The sequence below is a fragment of the Enterobacter cloacae complex sp. SHL022 genome, assembly GCF_049237785.1.
Lineage (GTDB): Bacteria > Pseudomonadota > Gammaproteobacteria > Enterobacterales > Enterobacteriaceae > Enterobacter > Enterobacter hormaechei_C.
This window is the reverse complement of the sequence record NZ_JBMKJH010000014.1, coordinates 37,451-54,310: the sequence shown is the minus strand read 5'-3', so window position 1 is coordinate 54,310 and position 16,860 is coordinate 37,451. Positions and strand designations below refer to the sequence as shown.

Annotated in this window: 20 protein-coding genes; 6 read left to right on the top strand and 14 right to left on the bottom strand. The window is 46.7% G+C overall.

What is annotated here, in order from left to right:
* Positions 1-631: 631 nt before the first annotated feature.
* The 11 genes from ACOTZD_RS21470 to ACOTZD_RS21420 form a co-directional block, all read right to left on the bottom strand.
* On the bottom strand, positions 632-907 hold the full coding sequence (locus tag ACOTZD_RS21470; protein ID WP_032682332.1) for a hypothetical protein: 276 nt from the start codon (positions 905-907) through the stop codon (positions 632-634).
* A 7-nt stretch (positions 908-914) separates the two neighbouring features.
* Positions 915-1,544: a glycoside hydrolase family 19 protein gene (locus tag ACOTZD_RS21465; protein WP_023324732.1), complete on the bottom strand. Its 630-nt coding sequence runs from the start codon at positions 1,542-1,544 to the stop codon at positions 915-917.
* Positions 1,544-1,825 (bottom strand): phage holin family protein, encoded by a 282-nt coding sequence (locus ACOTZD_RS21460; protein WP_023324733.1) that lies wholly within the window; start codon positions 1,823-1,825, stop codon positions 1,544-1,546. The genes ACOTZD_RS21465 and ACOTZD_RS21460 overlap by 1 nt, the downstream gene beginning before the upstream one ends.
* Entirely contained in the window at positions 1,812-2,198 is a 387-nt protein-coding gene (locus tag ACOTZD_RS21455) for a phage holin family protein (RefSeq protein ID WP_023324734.1), read from the bottom strand. The genes ACOTZD_RS21460 and ACOTZD_RS21455 overlap by 14 nt, the downstream gene beginning before the upstream one ends.
* 1,172 nt (positions 2,199-3,370) lie before the next feature.
* Positions 3,371-4,186: an antitermination protein gene (locus ACOTZD_RS21450; protein ID WP_023324735.1), complete on the bottom strand. Its 816-nt coding sequence runs from the start codon at positions 4,184-4,186 to the stop codon at positions 3,371-3,373.
* On the bottom strand, positions 4,183-4,545 hold the full coding sequence (rusA, locus tag ACOTZD_RS21445) for a crossover junction endodeoxyribonuclease RusA (RefSeq protein ID WP_032628394.1): 363 nt from the start codon (positions 4,543-4,545) through the stop codon (positions 4,183-4,185). Before rusA ends, ACOTZD_RS21450 begins: the two co-directional genes overlap by 4 nt.
* A 2-nt stretch (positions 4,546-4,547) precedes the next feature.
* Positions 4,548-4,754, bottom strand: a complete 207-nt coding sequence (locus ACOTZD_RS21440; protein ID WP_023296483.1) for a hypothetical protein — start codon at positions 4,752-4,754, stop codon at positions 4,548-4,550.
* On the bottom strand, positions 4,754-5,356 hold the full coding sequence (locus tag ACOTZD_RS21435) for a DUF1367 family protein (RefSeq protein WP_072139600.1): 603 nt from the start codon (positions 5,354-5,356) through the stop codon (positions 4,754-4,756). Before ACOTZD_RS21435 ends, ACOTZD_RS21440 begins: the two co-directional genes overlap by 1 nt.
* Before the next feature lie 39 nt (positions 5,357-5,395).
* Positions 5,396-5,638: a hypothetical protein gene (locus ACOTZD_RS21430; RefSeq protein ID WP_224065701.1), complete on the bottom strand. Its 243-nt coding sequence runs from the start codon at positions 5,636-5,638 to the stop codon at positions 5,396-5,398.
* Positions 5,639-5,744: 106 nt separating this feature from the next.
* Positions 5,745-5,969 (bottom strand): DinI family protein, encoded by a 225-nt coding sequence (locus ACOTZD_RS21425; protein ID WP_023324737.1) that lies wholly within the window; start codon positions 5,967-5,969, stop codon positions 5,745-5,747.
* 365 nt (positions 5,970-6,334) lie between these two features.
* Positions 6,335-6,784 (bottom strand): VOC family protein, encoded by a 450-nt coding sequence (locus ACOTZD_RS21420; RefSeq protein WP_023324738.1) that lies wholly within the window; start codon positions 6,782-6,784, stop codon positions 6,335-6,337.
* A 486-nt stretch (positions 6,785-7,270) separates the two neighbouring features.
* Here ACOTZD_RS21420 and ACOTZD_RS21415 point away from each other — a divergent pair, with 486 nt between their 5' ends.
* The gene (locus tag ACOTZD_RS21415; protein WP_023324739.1) at positions 7,271-8,452 is read left to right on the top strand and encodes a diguanylate phosphodiesterase; all 1,182 of its coding nucleotides are present in this window, start codon (positions 7,271-7,273) and stop codon (positions 8,450-8,452) included.
* A 564-nt stretch (positions 8,453-9,016) separates the two neighbouring features.
* On the opposite strand, the gene ACOTZD_RS21410 is transcribed toward ACOTZD_RS21415, so the two are convergent.
* A complete protein-coding gene (locus ACOTZD_RS21410) occupies positions 9,017-9,802 on the bottom strand; it encodes an IclR family transcriptional regulator (protein WP_023324740.1) in 786 nt (261 codons plus the stop codon).
* Positions 9,803-9,951: 149 nt separating this feature from the next.
* On the opposite strand from ACOTZD_RS21410, the gene ACOTZD_RS21405 reads away from it, so the two are divergent.
* The gene (locus ACOTZD_RS21405) at positions 9,952-11,544 is read left to right on the top strand and encodes an MFS transporter (RefSeq protein WP_023324741.1); all 1,593 of its coding nucleotides are present in this window, start codon (positions 9,952-9,954) and stop codon (positions 11,542-11,544) included.
* Between the two features lie 10 nt (positions 11,545-11,554).
* Positions 11,555-12,583: an HlyD family secretion protein gene (locus ACOTZD_RS21400; protein WP_032628271.1), complete on the top strand. Its 1,029-nt coding sequence runs from the start codon at positions 11,555-11,557 to the stop codon at positions 12,581-12,583.
* A gap of 256 nt (positions 12,584-12,839) precedes the next feature.
* Here the strand turns inward: ACOTZD_RS21400 and ACOTZD_RS21395 are convergent, their stop codons facing one another.
* Positions 12,840-14,219, bottom strand: a complete 1,380-nt coding sequence (locus ACOTZD_RS21395) for a PLP-dependent aminotransferase family protein (RefSeq protein ID WP_023324743.1) — start codon at positions 14,217-14,219, stop codon at positions 12,840-12,842.
* Between the two features lie 109 nt (positions 14,220-14,328).
* Here ACOTZD_RS21395 and ACOTZD_RS21390 point away from each other — a divergent pair, with 109 nt between their 5' ends.
* Genes ACOTZD_RS21390 through ACOTZD_RS21380 form a run of 3 tightly spaced genes read left to right on the top strand, consistent with a single transcriptional unit; the run spans position 14,329 to position 15,866 of the window.
* On the top strand, positions 14,329-14,754 hold the full coding sequence (locus ACOTZD_RS21390; protein WP_072139601.1) for a GNAT family N-acetyltransferase: 426 nt from the start codon (positions 14,329-14,331) through the stop codon (positions 14,752-14,754).
* Positions 14,755-14,762: 8 nt separating this feature from the next.
* On the top strand, positions 14,763-15,371 hold the full coding sequence (locus tag ACOTZD_RS21385; RefSeq protein ID WP_224222677.1) for an FMN-dependent NADH-azoreductase: 609 nt from the start codon (positions 14,763-14,765) through the stop codon (positions 15,369-15,371).
* Between the two features lie 15 nt (positions 15,372-15,386).
* Positions 15,387-15,866: a carboxymuconolactone decarboxylase family protein gene (locus tag ACOTZD_RS21380; protein ID WP_059356660.1), complete on the top strand. Its 480-nt coding sequence runs from the start codon at positions 15,387-15,389 to the stop codon at positions 15,864-15,866.
* A 246-nt stretch (positions 15,867-16,112) separates the two neighbouring features.
* On the opposite strand, the gene ACOTZD_RS21375 is transcribed toward ACOTZD_RS21380, so the two are convergent.
* On the bottom strand, positions 16,113-16,562 hold the full coding sequence (locus ACOTZD_RS21375) for a carboxymuconolactone decarboxylase family protein (RefSeq protein WP_005131814.1): 450 nt from the start codon (positions 16,560-16,562) through the stop codon (positions 16,113-16,115).
* Between the last annotated feature and the right edge of the window lie 298 nt (positions 16,563-16,860).

Here is a 16,860-nt window from a genome sequence, read left to right as displayed (position 1 = left end):
AGATATCGAATCACTCGTGCCATTAAAATGTAGCTGACAGACAAAATAAAGTTGTGAGCATTGTTAAAATTCTTCGCTAATCATTCATTCCGTATACCCATCAGGCATTAGAAGAAAGTAGATTTTCGTTCCTTTGAGTTATTTATTTAATACACCTTTTTACTTTTGAGAAATGGATTACATTTACATTCTCTTGTAATGATGACCCCTTTGGTCTCCCTTCCGAATTGCAGGATTTCATTTCGGAAGGGACTTTTTTCCTTTCCCGCCTTGATAAATACTCATTGTTTTCTAGACTGTTACATAGACTTTGCTATGTCAGGTGAAGTCGTCGTTCAGGACTACCCGTGTGCTCAAGGATGAGCCACCCTGATTTGTTCAAGCTTTTCCCTGCTAATTAATCATCTGCGCCACAAGAATTGTCCATTTGTATAACAGAATTCTCAATATTTGCTACGGTTAAAGTCCAGAGGAGAGACTGTGTCCGAACCTCAGGGATGAGGCTCAATTTTTCCCGCAATTTGCTTTCCATGCTTTGTTATGCGCCAGGATGTCTTTCTTCGTCTGGTGGTCCAGAACGTCGATGTCTTGATCCGTCAGGAAGATTGGCTTCACCCAATCGCAACCGGTATCAACCACCACCGGGACGCTTCCATTCGTTACGCAGCTCGCGATCAACATCGTCGCCAGGCATATGATTAACAGTCTGCTGTACATTGCTGGCCTCTTTCGTTGTTTCTACCCTGCGTTCGGCTGCTGCGACCATTGCCGCTGCGTTATCTTCGGTTCGCTGCTGGTCGGCTTTGGCTTCTGCTTTGCTGGTGCCGCGAAAATGGCCCAGGCCAAAAGCGCCGGCGATAGCGGAAATGACCAGTGCGGCCAGCCCGATTATTGTCTCGATACCCACACTCACCTCATACCAGAACTGATTTCGCCAGGTTAAACAACGTACGGCGTTTTTCCAGCCCGTTGCGGCCGCCATTGATTAATAGTGTCACGCGCTCAACGTCGCCGGAATGAAGAAGGCAACCGCGGGAGGCATAGAACCATGCGGCTGAGCGCGCGGCGTATTCATCCTCTTCAAGCAGTTCCGGGTGGGTTACAAGGTCCAGTTTCAACGCCTGGCCACAACTGCGATAGTTACTCAGACCAGTAACCTGTTTCAGCCCGCGACCGCGATATTTCCATCCATCACCGGCAACCTGATTGCCCAGGTGTTCTTTTCCCCACTCACCACCGTATACCAGATTAGCGATCGCTTTCTGGTTTGCCGGTTGCGTTGCCGTTCTGCCAAGTGCAGCGGCTTGCTGTGATGTGATGCGGTGGCTGCCGAACGTCGGCACCAAGTTTTCTGCCGCATAATTAAGATTTTCCACCACACAGGTAAATCTGGAGCTTTCATGCCCCATCTGGGCAATAAACATCGCCTGATCAAGCGGTGTGGTTATGCCGTATTCCTTCATAGCGGCGTCGATATGCGGAAACCAGCGCGCAGCTAACCCGGCGCTGATACCAGCCGCCTTCTGAAATTGTGTTTGATTCATTAGTGCCTCAGATGATCAACCAGACGTGCAACGTTGCCTTTGACGGCCACCAGCACGGAAAGGAATATGATGTTTGCCGCAATGGTGGCCCATGATGAATGCGGGTAAATCCCACACAGGTACGCCAGCGGTACAGCGCTATAAGTGACGGTAATCAGCCAGGCTAAACGCGAAATCCATGGCCGATGCCGCGAATCACCACGGCGATAAAACATCAGAGTAATTACAACTCCGGCGCAGAGCAGCGCGTTGATAGTTGCTGTTGGGTCATCTAGTACCACCTGAACCTCCCCGGCGCGTTATCAGCGCCACCAGCGAGCCAATGTCCTGCTTGTTCAGGAACGTAAGGATTTGAACGGCTAACGCAGAAGCTATTACGGCACCGATAGCATCCAGAGGCTTCTCGGTGTATCCCGTCCAGGATGTGAGTTTTGAACCCAACAGCCCCGAACAAAGAATGCCGACGATATACGACACGAAGAAGTATGCCAGGCGACGTAACACACTCAGGTCAGCCGCTGTCGCTATGTAAAATACGGCGCCCGCAAATGCACCAAAAACAACACCGTAGTCAGTTCCGGTCAATAGACCGTAGACACTGGCTCCAGTCAAAGCTAAACCGGCCAGCCCCGTGCCGGAAAATGGATCGGACATCGGCCCCCCTCATATTGCTGTGAATCCTCTCAGTAAATTTGAGGGGAAATAAAAAAGGCCACCCTGAGGCAGCCTGTGTTCTTCAAATTATGTTCATAAAGGTGGGGATATGGGGCCTTCCAGAACGACCGCTTCACCGTTATGGCAAAGATCGTAGCCACGAGTTAGATGCCAGACGCCTCTGATTATTTTTCCTGTAACCATATCTTCAGTTTTACCGTGCGAAAAGTAGGCGATCTGGACACAGTCATTGTGTCTAATCCAATAATATCCCTCTTTCATAATTCACCTCTTAAATTGTTTCATTTAGAAGTGTATATGACGATTCAGAACCTGGTGGTCGACAAAACGTTTTTTTTGAGGATGTGGCGCCGGGTGCCTCCCGGTGACTTATCTCTGGTCGTCAAAGTCGCGTGCATACCTGCACATAGCAGTTAACCAGACGCCCCATCGCTTAGATGGGATTCACCACATTCATAACTAAAACAAGAAACATTCATCTGGTCAATGGATGATTAATAAATGAAAAAAAAGCCTGCTCGGAAAAGCAGGCATAAATAGCTAAGTTGGCAATAACTGAGGGAGTGGTGCCGGGTGCCTCCCGGTGGAAATGATCACAGCATTCATTTCCGCGCGCTGGTTGGACACTCTGGAGAAATGTCCTGCTGAATCGCCCCTCCGCTTAGGGGGATCCACCACAAAAATGCTTTCAGAAACATCCATTACTCAGGATGCTTAAAAAGCATATGTGCAGTATGAAGAATCTGCCACGTAATCAGATGAATATATTCATTTAAATGGTTCAGGCAGAAGGCCTTCAATCACCTCTGCCTCTCCGTTGTGACAAATGTCCTCTCTCTGCGTCAGATGCCAGACACCAGTTATCAACTGGCCCGTTTCAAGGTCATCGGTTACACCATCGGTGTAGTAGGCTACCTGAATTCTGCCGTTGTGCTGTAGCTAGTAGAAACCCTCTTCCATTTTCCCACCAGCATGGCTGGGAAATTAGAAGTTACTACGGGGTTGTAAGGTTTTAGTAATTCTTAAATTGCTATAAAGCAAAAAGCCCTACGGGGTTAACCGCAGGGCTTTAAACGAAGGCAATAACCCATCGTTAGAGCAAAAATACCACAGATTCGGGAAAAGTAAATAGCTCACGATAAAATAACGCCCTATTTTGTTATCTGCTTCAACTGCGCATCGGCCCATGCCTCTTCGATGTCAAATTTGGTGATTAGCTGATCGTAAAAGGGCTTAACAGACTTCTTCCAGGTATCTAGGCTGATTGTATCCGTTATCTGGCGCACCGCAGCGTATGCCTCAGTTGAGGGGATACGCTCATATCCACGTCCGCCGCAGCGCTTACAGTCGGCCATAACCGGCACGCCCTGCTTTTCAGTGAGCTCCTGATTCACTGCTTTACCGCGCCCGTGGCAGTCTTTGCAGGCGCAACTGACAACTTTTTTACCTTCACAGGCCGAACATAGAACCCGCACCACCTCTTTCACCTGGCGTTTAACCTCGAAATCACTCGGAGATTGCTTAAGGTCTTTTGCCCACTGTGGAAGCCTCATGGTGTAGTGCGATTTCATCGTGAAAACATCAGCCTCAATGAATCCCTGCCCCGAGCAGCAATCACACTGTTTCACGCTTGCGGCGCTGCGGGAATAATCCTCAAAAGCGAAGGTGGCCAGCTGCCGCATTACCAGTGGCTTAACGGCATCGTCCAGCTTGCGCAGCGCGGCAACCTTATCGCATTTGGTTAACGCGTACTCAGCCAGCAACTCAATCGCCCTCGCCCGGTCGTTGTAACTGATGCCCATCTTTCCGAGGAAGGCACTGTATCCCATGGCGGCGCGTTCCTGGGTCATGCCCATGGCAGCCATAACATCACTCCCGGTCAGTGAATCTGAAGCAGTGGCGCGCGGAGAGTCGCTAATAAGCGTCGACTTGGCGAAGTGGTATTTGAGGGTATTTTCAAGATTCATGCGGTCTCCAGCTCAGTAATGGTGAGTTCTAATTTCCCGCCCTTAACAGCAGGCATCTTCACAACTCGATAGTCGACTACCTGGCAGTCATCCAGCCAGAATCCCGCCTTAGTTAAAGCGTCGAATGCAGCTTTTTGCAGGTTATCCAGATCGCGGCGCCGGCGGTCGGGCATGTGACATTCAATTCGGATTTTGAGTGGTGCAGCCGTTCGGATGTTTAGCCTGGCGCTTCGAATGACACTGGCCACGGCATAGCGGTACGCGACGCCATCAGCGCTAATGTGTGTACGCCCGCGGTTGTGCCGGTAATACCGGTTGTTACTCGGTGGCCAGGGCAAAGTGATTTGATATGTTTTCACGTTCACCCCCACATCCGGTTGCGCCAGCGGCTATCCGGGCGCGCTGGTGTATTTGAGGTCGGAAGGAAAGCACTGACAGTCCAGGTCACGTAATCCTTGTTTAGGCTGCGCTCAACTCGCACGCCGCGCGCTTTGTAACGCTTAACCAGTTCGTCGGCCTGTTCGGTGCTGCATTCGGTATGATGGAACCATGAATGTTGCATGCCCATCACCCCGCAAAGCCAAGCAGCTGCGCGGCGACATTTTCGGCCTCATCGCGACTGCGGAATGAACGAGACAGGACCCAGCGCCAAAGAACATCGAGCACAGCTTTATAGAGTTGTTGAAACTCGAGCTCGTCCATGTTGGCGAATGAAATGCTGCGAGGATGCTTTTTGAGTGTGCCGTCAGGTAGCTGAATAGCATCGAAGTGCCCTGCTTCGACGATCACCCAGGAGCGGTAAGCGTCAAAGGATTTGCACAGGCTAATGCCATTTGTGACCCGGCGGTATGCAACCTGCTCAAGATAATGCTCAGCAGCATCGATCAGCGCGCCCTCATTGCCGGCATACGAAGCCAGGAACTTGGCGTAGCCAGTAATCAGCTTCCTCTCGACACTCGAGATAGCCCCGCCGGTTGGTTCCCAGTATTCAAAACCGAGATTGAGAAGCGCGAAAAAGCGCCGGTGAAATGCCGGGTTTCGTACCCGCCTGAACTCGGCAACAAGAATATCGCCGAGCCGGGTTTTTGATTGCAGGATATCCCTGGTCTCGGGCGTAGCCGGGATCAGTATTCCTGAATGGTGTTTGATAAGTTGTAATTCTAGCGCCATGGTTCTCTCCGTGGCGCATCAGGTATAGGTTGTTCAGGCCTATGAAAGAATAATATCAGACGGTGGTGTAACTCGGTACCCCAGTCGTTTTGCAAATTGCATAAACCCGTTGAGAGTGAATATTTCTTCCTCTTCGAGCAACGGTCGCAATGAAACTATTCCATTTACTCGATAAACCAGATATCTGCCCTCAGCCGGGAAGCTATAGATAACTGCTTTATCGGCCCTTCTGACCACGTCGTACCATTGATCATCTGCATTAAAGGCATCTGCACTACACACTATTTCCCCCAGAGCGACTTATTGACGCGGTAAACAGTAATCGGGAACAGCCAGGGGAACGCAAACAGCGATACTCTTTGAAACTGCTCCAGTGAAATTCACGCGATTAATAAAACCACTCGTCGGCGCTTTCCCAGGTCTCCTGCACGATTTGCTCAACCTCTTTCTTGTCGCCCCCGAAAACAGTCAAACCATCATTACTGGCACGCTTAATCGTAATCTGGCAACCATCAAACTGCTTGCTAAGTCTTTTGAGCAGTTCTGACTCGAGCGCAGGTATAGCTCCAACAGGAAGTTTCTTCATGCGATCAATGGTTAACTCGATTTTCATTTTTCCCTCCGCAATGAACAACTGTATGCATATACAGTATATTTATAAACATATCTCACGGATTTTGCAACGATTAAAGAGTGTTCGCACTATGGAGCGCTTTCAGGCTTACAGGTATATGTTTTAAGTACGATATGGGGCAGATCTCAGATTTGGAGGTCTACACAATAGTTATGTTGAATAGATTTCAGCGGAGTTTGGTGCAGTTTCGCTACTAAATTGTGGCTTAGAAATGAGATTAATAAAATGAAAATCTGTAAAGGCTAATATGGAGCTTGCTGTTACTAGCAACAAATTAGTCAGCAAGCTCTAAAACGATATGAAACATTACCAGAGCGTAATGTAATCCAACCGGTTATCGAAATTTACTGAGATGCAGGCACTGTATCATAATGACGAAAAGCCTCGATCCCGACTTTCTGACCATAAGAAAGTTCAAGTGTGTTACCATCAGGATCAGCGAAGAAGACATAATAACCTACCGGTTCCCCTGCCTGAACAGGTTCTTTTCGCAAGATGCCCTCCATCCTAGCCATCGCTACTTTATTGTCGATTTCTTCAATGCTTGAACAAGCTACTCCCAAGTGACCAAAATTACCTAAAGGGGTGTCAGTCACAGCATCAACCTGGACAAGGACAAGCGCAAAAGGGCGAGTTAGGTCACTTAACCACGCGACTTTACGTGCCTCCGGAAGGTCAGGCTCTCGCCTGTGTACGACTTCCATGCCAGCATAACGGCCGTAAAAATCAATACTTTTATCCAAATCTCTAACAACAAACGCAACGTGCGTAAAACCGACATCAATCTCTTTCATTAGGCTAATCCTTTAACTATATCGAGAATCGCCATCTTAAAAGCTCAAGCTAACTTGAGGTCAAGTGCCTTTCAATCAATGCTTTTGCTGGATTTCTTGCACGTATCTTTCAATGTCGTTGAGGGTTGCAGCCTATGCTAACTAGCTCCAGCAAAATGAAGATAAGGCCCGCTACGCAAAGAAGAAGAGATAAAGTTAAAGCCACAATGAAAACCATTAGAACCTCCATGTGATAATTTTTACTACCGCAATCTTAGAATCAATTTTTACTTTGTCACGTGTGCATACCAAGCAAATTTACGTTGCAGAATCGTGAATTTCTCGCAGGATTAAACCACGTTAATTTAATGGTTTTTTGTGAAGCATTGTACTCTTCATGCACAATTTTAACTTTACCGTACTCGTTTTTGTAAATTTTTCAGTTAAATAGCCCTAACTGACCTTCCGTATGCTACTTTAGAAGAAAATCCTTTAAAGTGTGAAACTATGCTTACTACTCTCATCTACCGAAGCCACCTGCGAGCTGATACACCAATTCAATCCATTATTGACATGGTCAGTGAAGCAAATTCCCGAAATGAATGTGCGGGGGTAACTGGTGTTTTACTTTTCAATGGGATTCATTTCTTACAGCTTCTGGAAGGTGATGAAGCAGCTGTAATGCAAATCTATGAAAAGATTTGCCTAGATACACTTCACTTTAACATTGTAGAACTCTTATCCGATTATGCCCCCTATCGACGATTTGGCCGCTCAGGCATGGAATTAATTGATATAAGACTATTCAGTAAAGAAGAGTGTCTGGACAGGGTTCTTCAACGTGGAACAACCCAACATAAAATGCTTTACAACGACAGAGCCTTAAGGTTTTTCCGCACATTTATAGATTCTGCTGAGACAGACAGCTATTATGAACTTCCTGATAGATACAGTTGGTTTTTTTCATCCGATCAAATAAATGTATCATCGGTTGATCCCGATATTATCGAAGACATGCATGCAGTTATAGACCCTCTGGCTGCCCAGATTCATTCTTTTGTCTTGAATGCTAAATCAGATAATGACGTTATAAAAGCCAATAATTTACTTTTTGATTTGGAATCGAAGAAAGATTTGTTAAAAATTGCAGGGGGTTTCATTACCTCTTCACAACGAGTATCAATAACACTCCTGCCTTTAACCTTACTGAGGGTGCCGAATGCAATTGAGATTTTGCTCGATTACATCAGAGAAAGTAACTTACACCCAGAACAAGTTTTAGTTGAGTTTTCTGAGAGCGAAATAATCCCTGAAATTGATGAGTTCGCGCATTCCGTGCAGATTCTCAAAAGCTGCGGTTTAAGTGTTGCTATTAATGACTTTGGTGTGGGAAATGCAGGTTTATTGTTTCTTTCGAAATTTCAGCCTGAGAAGCTCAAAATACACCCTCAACTAATCCATAATATACATAAGGACGGCTCTAAGCAGGCGATACTACAAAGTTTAATACGTTGCGGCGAACTTTTAGAGATAAGGATTTGTGCAACAGGTGTCGAACAACCAGAAGAATGGATGTGGCTAGAATCCGCTGGTATATTTTGCTTCCAGGGCAATCTTTTTTCAAAATATGATAAAAATGGATATTTGAAGATCTTCTGGCCAGAATCTAATGAATTCATAGAATTTTAAAAAAAAACTTCCAGACTTATTACTTTTTCATAGGCTTAACGCAGTCATAATCGATGGGTGTCAAGCTGGAAGCGGATAAACTAATATATAGTGAAAAGTCAGCGGGCCCGGCGGGTGCAAAAGCAATGCTTCAGTACTCAGCTAAAATGCGGTAAACGGAGCAGGCTTAAATAGTTGGTCTCATTTTCGCTCACACATCCCCTTACCCTCCTACCAGCTTTCATCCAATCATATTTGGCTTTTAAAGCTCAGCTGGTATCGAGCAGTCAGCGATACTTGCGCAGCAAACGTGCCGCGCAATTTGGTTTTCCAGTAAGTCACACAAGCGCCTCGTCATTACCCGAAGCGGCTTATCACGTGAAGGTAGTTTTTACAGTCATACAAAGGCTGGAATGTCAGCTTTGTGCCAAAAGCGGACGTAGCTAACAGTACTTAGTGTTGATCAACGGGAAGCTGGTCAACTCCATTACCAACTGATCGTTGTATCTAATATTGGGGCAGGTCGGGCCGGGCTGTGCAAGCGGCCTAACAAATTTCGTTGAGAACACTTATTCCTGTTGTTAGTTATTCTCCTACCGAAATTATTCTTCCAATTTCATTAACTATCGCCTCCTTGCATTGCATGAGTTCTTTCCGATAAAAGGCTTCATGTTTATGGAAACGTGGCGCTGGAACTAATAATGAGATAGAAAAACGACCAAAAAGTGTGTCTAGCGCTACTGCTATCGTGCAGACGCCCTCAAGAGTTTCACCCAGATCTATAGCTAGCCCATTGGCACGAACATCGGCGATCAGCTCCAGAAGCTGTGGAAGAGTTTTAACTGTCATTCCGGTTAGATCTTCATAGGCATCGCCTACCAGTATGCGGACATCTTCATCCCTTTCCATAGCCAGTAACACACGACCGCCGGAAGTACTGTAGAGCGGCAAATTAAGTCCAATACGAGGTACAACACGTAATTCACGTGATGCTACAACGTAATGGACGATTGCCAGCTGGGTACCACTGGCACGTGCCAGGGTCACTGTTTCATTAATATTGGCCGAAAGCTGCTCCAGGAAGGGACGTACAAGATCCACTACATCGCTGTGCACACTGGAAATAAGTTTGAGTAGTGCTGGTCCCAGACGCAGACCACCTGCACCGCTGCTACGCACAAGTTGAGCACTGTCTAAGGCCGCGACAATACGCTGCACCGTTGAACGAGGGAGAGCAACCTCCTGCGCAATTTCCCCCAGACTCATGCCGCCTGGGTGTTTACCCAGCACATTCAAAATTGCAGCTGCACGGGCGATAACCTGAATCCCGCCGGGTTTTTCATCCTCAAAGCTTGAAGCATTAACGGCCATATAGAGCTCCTTATCGTCCGGTGACGGACAGCCTGTTATTTCAGTTCTTGTCTTAATTATCACATTGCAATGGACGCTACCACAATGTAAGATGCCACATTGTACCACAATACGGTACATTGTATCGATTTAATGCACGAGAACTTTGTATGAATGCACAGCGTTCTACCCAACCCTTGCCCCCCTTTACCTGGCGCCTTGCAATGGGGTTTGTGGGTGTACTGATTGCAGCCTTGACCTCCGGACTTAATGGTCGGGTTATAGATATAGCGCTTGCAGATGTGCGTGCCGGAATTGGCGTGACTTATGATCAAGCCAGCTGGTTCACATCTGCCTACCAGGCCGCGGAAGTAGTGGCGATGATGATCGCACCATGGTTTGCTGTGACTTTTTCGCTGCGTAAATTCGCGCTTGCTTGCGCTGGCGGTTTTATGGTTTGCGGCATACTTTTACCCTTACTGCCGAATGCGCCGTTGTTTATTCTCTTGCGAACGATACAGGGCCTGTTTAGCGGCGCACTTCCTCCCTTACTCATGACTGTGGCGCTACGTTTTCTGCCACCATCTATAAAACTTTATGGACTTGGAGCTTATGCTCTGACTGCGACTTTAGGTCCAAATGTGGCACCTTCACTGGCGGCATTCTGGACAGATGAAGTGAGCTGGATGTTCATGTTCTGGCAAGCGGTCCCCGCCATTTTGATTTCGATGATATTTATTGGCTGGGGTTTGCCGCAGGACCCGATTTATCTCGACCGATTTAAACAGATCGACCTGTTCGGTATGCTTACCGGCTGTTCTGGTATGGCGTTTTTAATAATCGCCATCACTCAGGGTGGACGTCTGGACTGGTTTGAATCGCCGTTATTTAATTGTCTGTTATCCAGCGCCATCGTGTGCCTGGCGATTTTTCTGATTAATGAATGGTTTCATCCCCTCCCTTTGTTCAAATTACAGATGCTGGAGAGAAGTAACTTTTCATATGGCCTGATGGCGCTCGCTGTAGTGTTGGTACTGTCGCTGGCTGGCTCGGCTTTGCCGTCCAATTTCTTTGGCAAAGTAGAGGGCTTTCGAACAGCGCAATTTGCGCCGCTGGCTTTGACCATTGGGCTCCCGCAGTTAATTATCACTCCACTTGTTGCCGCACTGCTTAGTCTGCGCTGGGTTGATTGTCGCTGGCTGATAGCTTTCGGGATTGCTCTGATGATTTTCGCCAGCCTGATGGGTATGCAGATAACCAGCGACTGGGCACGCCAGAATTTCTGGGCCATACAGGTTCTGCTGGCGATTGGATTACCGTCAATTATTTTACCGTTGCTTATGAGCGCAACCAGCGTTGTGGCTCCCCCGGAAGGACATTATGCCTCTGCTATGTTCAATACCGTACGGGGTTTTTCAAGCATCGCTGCTGGCGTATTAGTGGAATGGTTTATAAATAACAGAGAACAATTTCATTCTAATGTTCTGGTCAATAACGTAGCCAACCGCCCATGGTTGATATCGACACCGGTCAGTGAGCAGGCCAGCAGCAGCATCCCTTTATTACACGACGGCAGCATCAGCAACACCGAGAACATCGCGGGATTTATCACCTTATTAAAACATCAGGCAATTGTTCTGAGTCTGGGCGACAGCTATCTGCTGATGACTGGCTTTGCCGTCCTGCTGTTATTACTCACTGTCTGGTTGCCAAAACGTGTCTGGCCGCCCCAGACACGTTTTCAACCTGCCATGACTAAATAGAGGTGGTTAAATGAAATTTTCTGTATCCAGAAGGACGATTATGCTCAGCGCATTATTAATTCTGATGATGACGATGATATTTTTCGTCTGGTCGACAATGCTGAATAATGATACACGTACCAATGATGCCTATGTGAATGCGGATTACACACTGGTAGCACCAAAAGTATCGGGTTATATCAAAAATATCTATGTCGCGGATAACCAACGGGTTAAAGCAGGGCAAACACTGGCCACGCTGGATGACCGAGACTACACAATAGCGCTTGAAATGGCGCAAGCTAATTTGCAGCTTAGTCAAGCAAAACACCTGAGCAGCCTTGCACAACTGGAGCAGCAACAATCCATTATTGCTCAGACTAAAGCGACCCTTTTAGCCAGTCAGGCATCGGCGCAGTACGCCAGTCAGAACGCTGAACGTTTTAACAAACTTTATCAAAGAGGTACCGTCGCTGCGGACGATCAACAAAAAGCCCATTCAACGCAGCGTTCTGCATCCGCAGTCGTTCGTCAGAACGAAGCTGCTCTGACCTCAGCAGAAAAACAGGTAGGCGTGTTGAGGGCTGCATTACGTCAGGCGGAAGCCGATGTTGCAGTCGCGCAGGCAAAGGTCAGTCAGGCGAGGCTTAACCTTTCTTATACGCGTATTGTTGCACCAGTCGATGGGATGGTAGGCCAGCGTTCGGTGCGCCTCGGTGCCTACGTTAACGCAGGGACACGTCTGCTGGCCGTGGTTCCGCTACATCAAACTTACATCACTGCCAATTATCTTGAAACACAGCTGGCAAATGTTCAGCAGGGGCAGAAGGTCTTAATTAAAATTGATGCCATGCCTGGCAAAAAGTTTACTGGACATGTCGATAGTATCGCTCCTGCAACCGGCGCAACGTTTTCAGCCATCCAGCCAGACAATGCAACGGGTAACTTTACTAAAGTCGTCCAGCGTTTACCGGTGAAAATAGTGCTGGATGGTAATCAACCCGATGCAAAATTATTGCGCGTCGGGATGTCAGCCGTTCCTGAAATTGAGATCCGCTAATATTCCAGATACACTCAAAAAACCGCTCTATTTTTGAACGTCTGGCTTAGAAACGGTGTTCCCGTTAGCGATACGTAATATCCTGTAGGAGATATATGGCACCGACATCAGACTAAATTCCTGTTAAAAAACACATGTAGTATCACGATCATATTTAGTCGACCCTCATTTACAGGGAGTGATCGACTAAATATTTTTATCAGGCAACGATACGGCTAAACAAGAGATTATTATTCACGCCTGGCTATCAAAAAACTTAATGCTGCATAAGCGCCAGTGTTTTTTCCTTAACCCGCTCCAAAATTTTCTGCGCCTCTTCGGTTGAGCGAATATTAGTGTATCCAATGACTAACCCATAACGTTTTTGTGTCTGCGCATACCAGCTCGAGAGTGGCCGGACGTAAAGCTCGTGCTGTGTCCATAATGCAGCTAATGCGGTATCTACAATGCCACGTTGCAGAAAGGCAACAATATGCATCCCGCCATCTGTAAGCTCAAATTCAAATAACCCTGGAAAGCTCGTTTCAATTGCTTCAAGCATCATGCGACGCCGCTGCTGATAGAGTAAGCGCATCTTTTTTATATGCCGGTAGAAGTGCCCTTCGCTAAGGAATTGCGCAAGTATTTTTTGCGGCAGTAATGGTAGACCCGTTTCAAGGATTTCGCCCAGTTCACTGAAACGGGCTACCGTCTCCTGTGGTATTACCATATAGCCGATACGCATAGCTGGCATTAGCGTTTTACTAAACGTACCGGTATAAATAACCCGGTCATGCATATCGAGGCTTTTCAACGCCGGGATTACTTTTCGTGTGTAATGAAACTCTCCGTCGTAATCATCTTCGATTATCCAGCTACTGTTTTGCTGTGCCCAGGCCAGCAGCTGATGCTTACGCGGTAATGAAAGGCTAACTGCGAGCGGACTTTGATGAGTGGGTGTAACGATAGCGAAGCGTGCATCATTGTGATAGCGCTGAAGAAAATCAACATCCATGCCCTGCCGATCAACAGGTATATAGTGCAGATTGGATGCCATTCGCTTTAATAATTGCTGACCATAAAAGTAGCCAGGATCTTCAAACAGCACTTTATCGTCAGGCTGTGCAAGTACCGACAGAATTAACCGTAAGTTGGCCCGATAGCCGCTGGTAACAAAGATTTGCTCCGGTCGGCAATTCATTCCTCTTGAAATATTGAGATAACTTGAAATGGCCTCACGTAGCGGCTGAAAGCCCATTACCGGGGGCATGAGCATTTCTTCTGGACGAAGACTTCGCGCCGCTTTTCCCGATATTAGTAACCATTTTTTATGGGGAAATTCATCCAGGGCAGGGATTCCGAGCCTCAGATCACCCTTCCTTTCAGTAATCTGTGTGTTAAGTGAACAAGACGATACAGCGTTGTCTGCGCTGACCGTTGAAGTTAGCCTGAGCTCCGGATTTATATAGGTCCCCTTTGCCCCCAGACTCACGAAATAGCCTTCTCCAATAAGAATTTCATACGCGGTTTCTACCGTTTTTCGCGCTACCTGCAACTCGCTTGCTAGCGAACGAATCGAGGGAACGCGCGCTCCCGGTTTCAGAAGACCGTCCTGAATCTGCTGACGATAGCGGGCATAAATCTCTTTGTACCCCATTAAATGCACCTTTAGATGTCCTATCAATTAAGTGCAATAATGGCCCTTTTTAACCAGACATACAAGATTAAGATATGGCTATTAACTAAGCCACTCATTATGAGGCGTCATGAAGATTGAACATTACGACACCGTTACTGACCTTGCCCGTTGCTTTGCGCTGATGCGGGAACTACGCAGCAAACTGACGAATGAGAAACAATTTATCGCCCAGGTACAGCGCCAGCAGGCGCAAGGTTATCGGCTTGCAGGACTGGAGCAGGATGGCAAACCAATAGCGCTGGCCGGTTATCGACTGCTCGAAAATTTTATTCACGGGCAATTCTGTTACGTCGACGATCTGGTAACAGTGAGCGAGGCTCGCGGTCAGGGGATGGGTGCAACGCTGTTGAATCACTTAGCGGTAATCGCACGTGAATACGGTTGTGGTCAGATGGTCCTTGATACCGCCATTAGTAATTCAGGAGCCCAGACATTTTATCAGCGTGTCGGATACACCGCCCTCGGCCTGCACTTTTATCGCGATCTCACCTGAGGAAAAAAATGATGAAACTGCTTCACATTAAAGTCAGTCCGGATTTATCAGGATCGGCATCCCGCGCGGCGTCTGAACGCCTTGTAGAAAAATTACGCGCGCATCATGCCGAGCTTGAAGAATCAGTTCTGGACCTGGCTCAACGGCCGCTACCACATCTTGATGCATTTACCATTGCTGGTTTTTTTACCCCACCAGACCTACGTAGTGAAGCTCAGCTCACCGCTATTAAGACTTCGGAACAACTGGTAGATCAGCTTTTTGATTGCGACACATTGGTTATCTCATCACCGATGTGGAACCTCGGCCTGCCTTCCGTGCTGAAGGCCTGGTTCGATCATATAACCCGCGCCGGACGAACTTTCGCCTTTACGCCAGAGGGCAAAAAAATAGGGCTAGTCAGCGGCAAAAAAGTGTATTGCGTTGTCGCCAGCGGCAGCGTATTTGCCCACGGTCCATTTGTAGCAGATGACCAGTTCACGCCCTACATTCGCGTAGCGCTTGAATATATTGGCATTACCGACGTGCAATTTATTCGGGTAGACGGCACGCATGACCCCGTAACTCGTACTACAGCATTACCCCATGCACTGCAAACCATTGATCGTTTATTTTAAAAAGAGGATTACAATATGTCGTCACGTGTGAATCATTTCAAAACCATCCCGGCACTGGCTAAAACACTTGCCGATGCTTCTATGGCATTAGGAAAAATCTCGCTGGATAAAAAACTTAAGCACTTAGTTGATATCCGTGCCTCACAGCTAAATCATTGTGCATTTTGTCTGGATATGCATGTTAAAGAAGCAAAAATGCATGGAGAGCGTGAACTGCGTCTTTATCACGTTGCAATCTGGCGGGAATCGCCATTGTTCAGCGCCAAAGAGAAAGCTGCTCTGGCACTGACTGAAGCTTTGACCCGCATTGGTAATAATGGTGTAAGCGAAGCGCTTTACAACGAATTGCGCGAACATTTCTCTGAAGTGGAAGTATCAGAGTTAACATTCACCGTTGCTGTAATTAATGCCTGGAACCGTCTGCAGATTTTATCGCAGATGGCACCAGGCTCGATGGATAGCGCTTACGGTCTGGATCGTGCTGAATTACATTAATAAATGTCCGCCAACAACACTTCTTGTTGGCGGCTTTATTTTTTAATTATAAGCTTACATATAATGTAATAACCGCACACGAATAGTATTCATAGTGTATTTTCAACCTAATATTATACATGCTTAAAAGAATATTAAGATCGATTATATTCATCGCTAGCTGTTAAAAAAGTAAAAACCGCCTTTCGGCGGTTTTTACTTTTGGGGAAATGAGTAACCAATCGCGAGAAGAAAATGAATGGTAATTTATGCCTTGGCCAGCGGCTTCATTCGAAAGCTGACGCCCATACGATTAAGTGCATTCATTGTTGCAATAACGATGGTCAAATCGACCAAATCTTTTTCACCAAATACTGAAAGCGCTGCAGAATACGCTTCATCCGAAGCATGTGTCTCACTTACTCTGGTAACTTCTTCAGCCCATGCCAGCGCCGCTTGCTCCAGATCCGAGAATAAATATGTAGCCTCCTCCCATACGGGAATCAGAACTATTTTCTCTACCGACATGCCACACTTCATAAGATCGCGGGTGTGAATATCAATACAATGCGCGCAGCCATTAATCTGAGATACTCTTAAAAAAACCAAATGTATTAACTCTTCCGGGAGATTTGTTCCTGTTGTGGCGAAATGATGCAGCGTTCCCAGTGCTTTTGAGCCTTCTGCAGATACCTGGAACCAATTTGGACGTTTCATTTGTTTTCCTTTAGAAAGTGTTACTTGATTGATTTATCTACGGAAATATGCCTCACCTTCTTCAGAAGGATTACTGATGGATACTTCAGTGTTAAGTCATCATAATCAAAATTGACATATAAAAAAGACACAAAGAAGAGGAAAATGCGTAGGACATGTTAGAAATGGAATGCCATGAAACTAATATGGGTTTAACTTTGATTCAACAATGATGATTGTTTGAATGGCCAATTTTAGTCTTTATGCAGAAATGGCACCTGAGGATGTGACTTGGTGAAGGCCTTCATCATTATGGTAA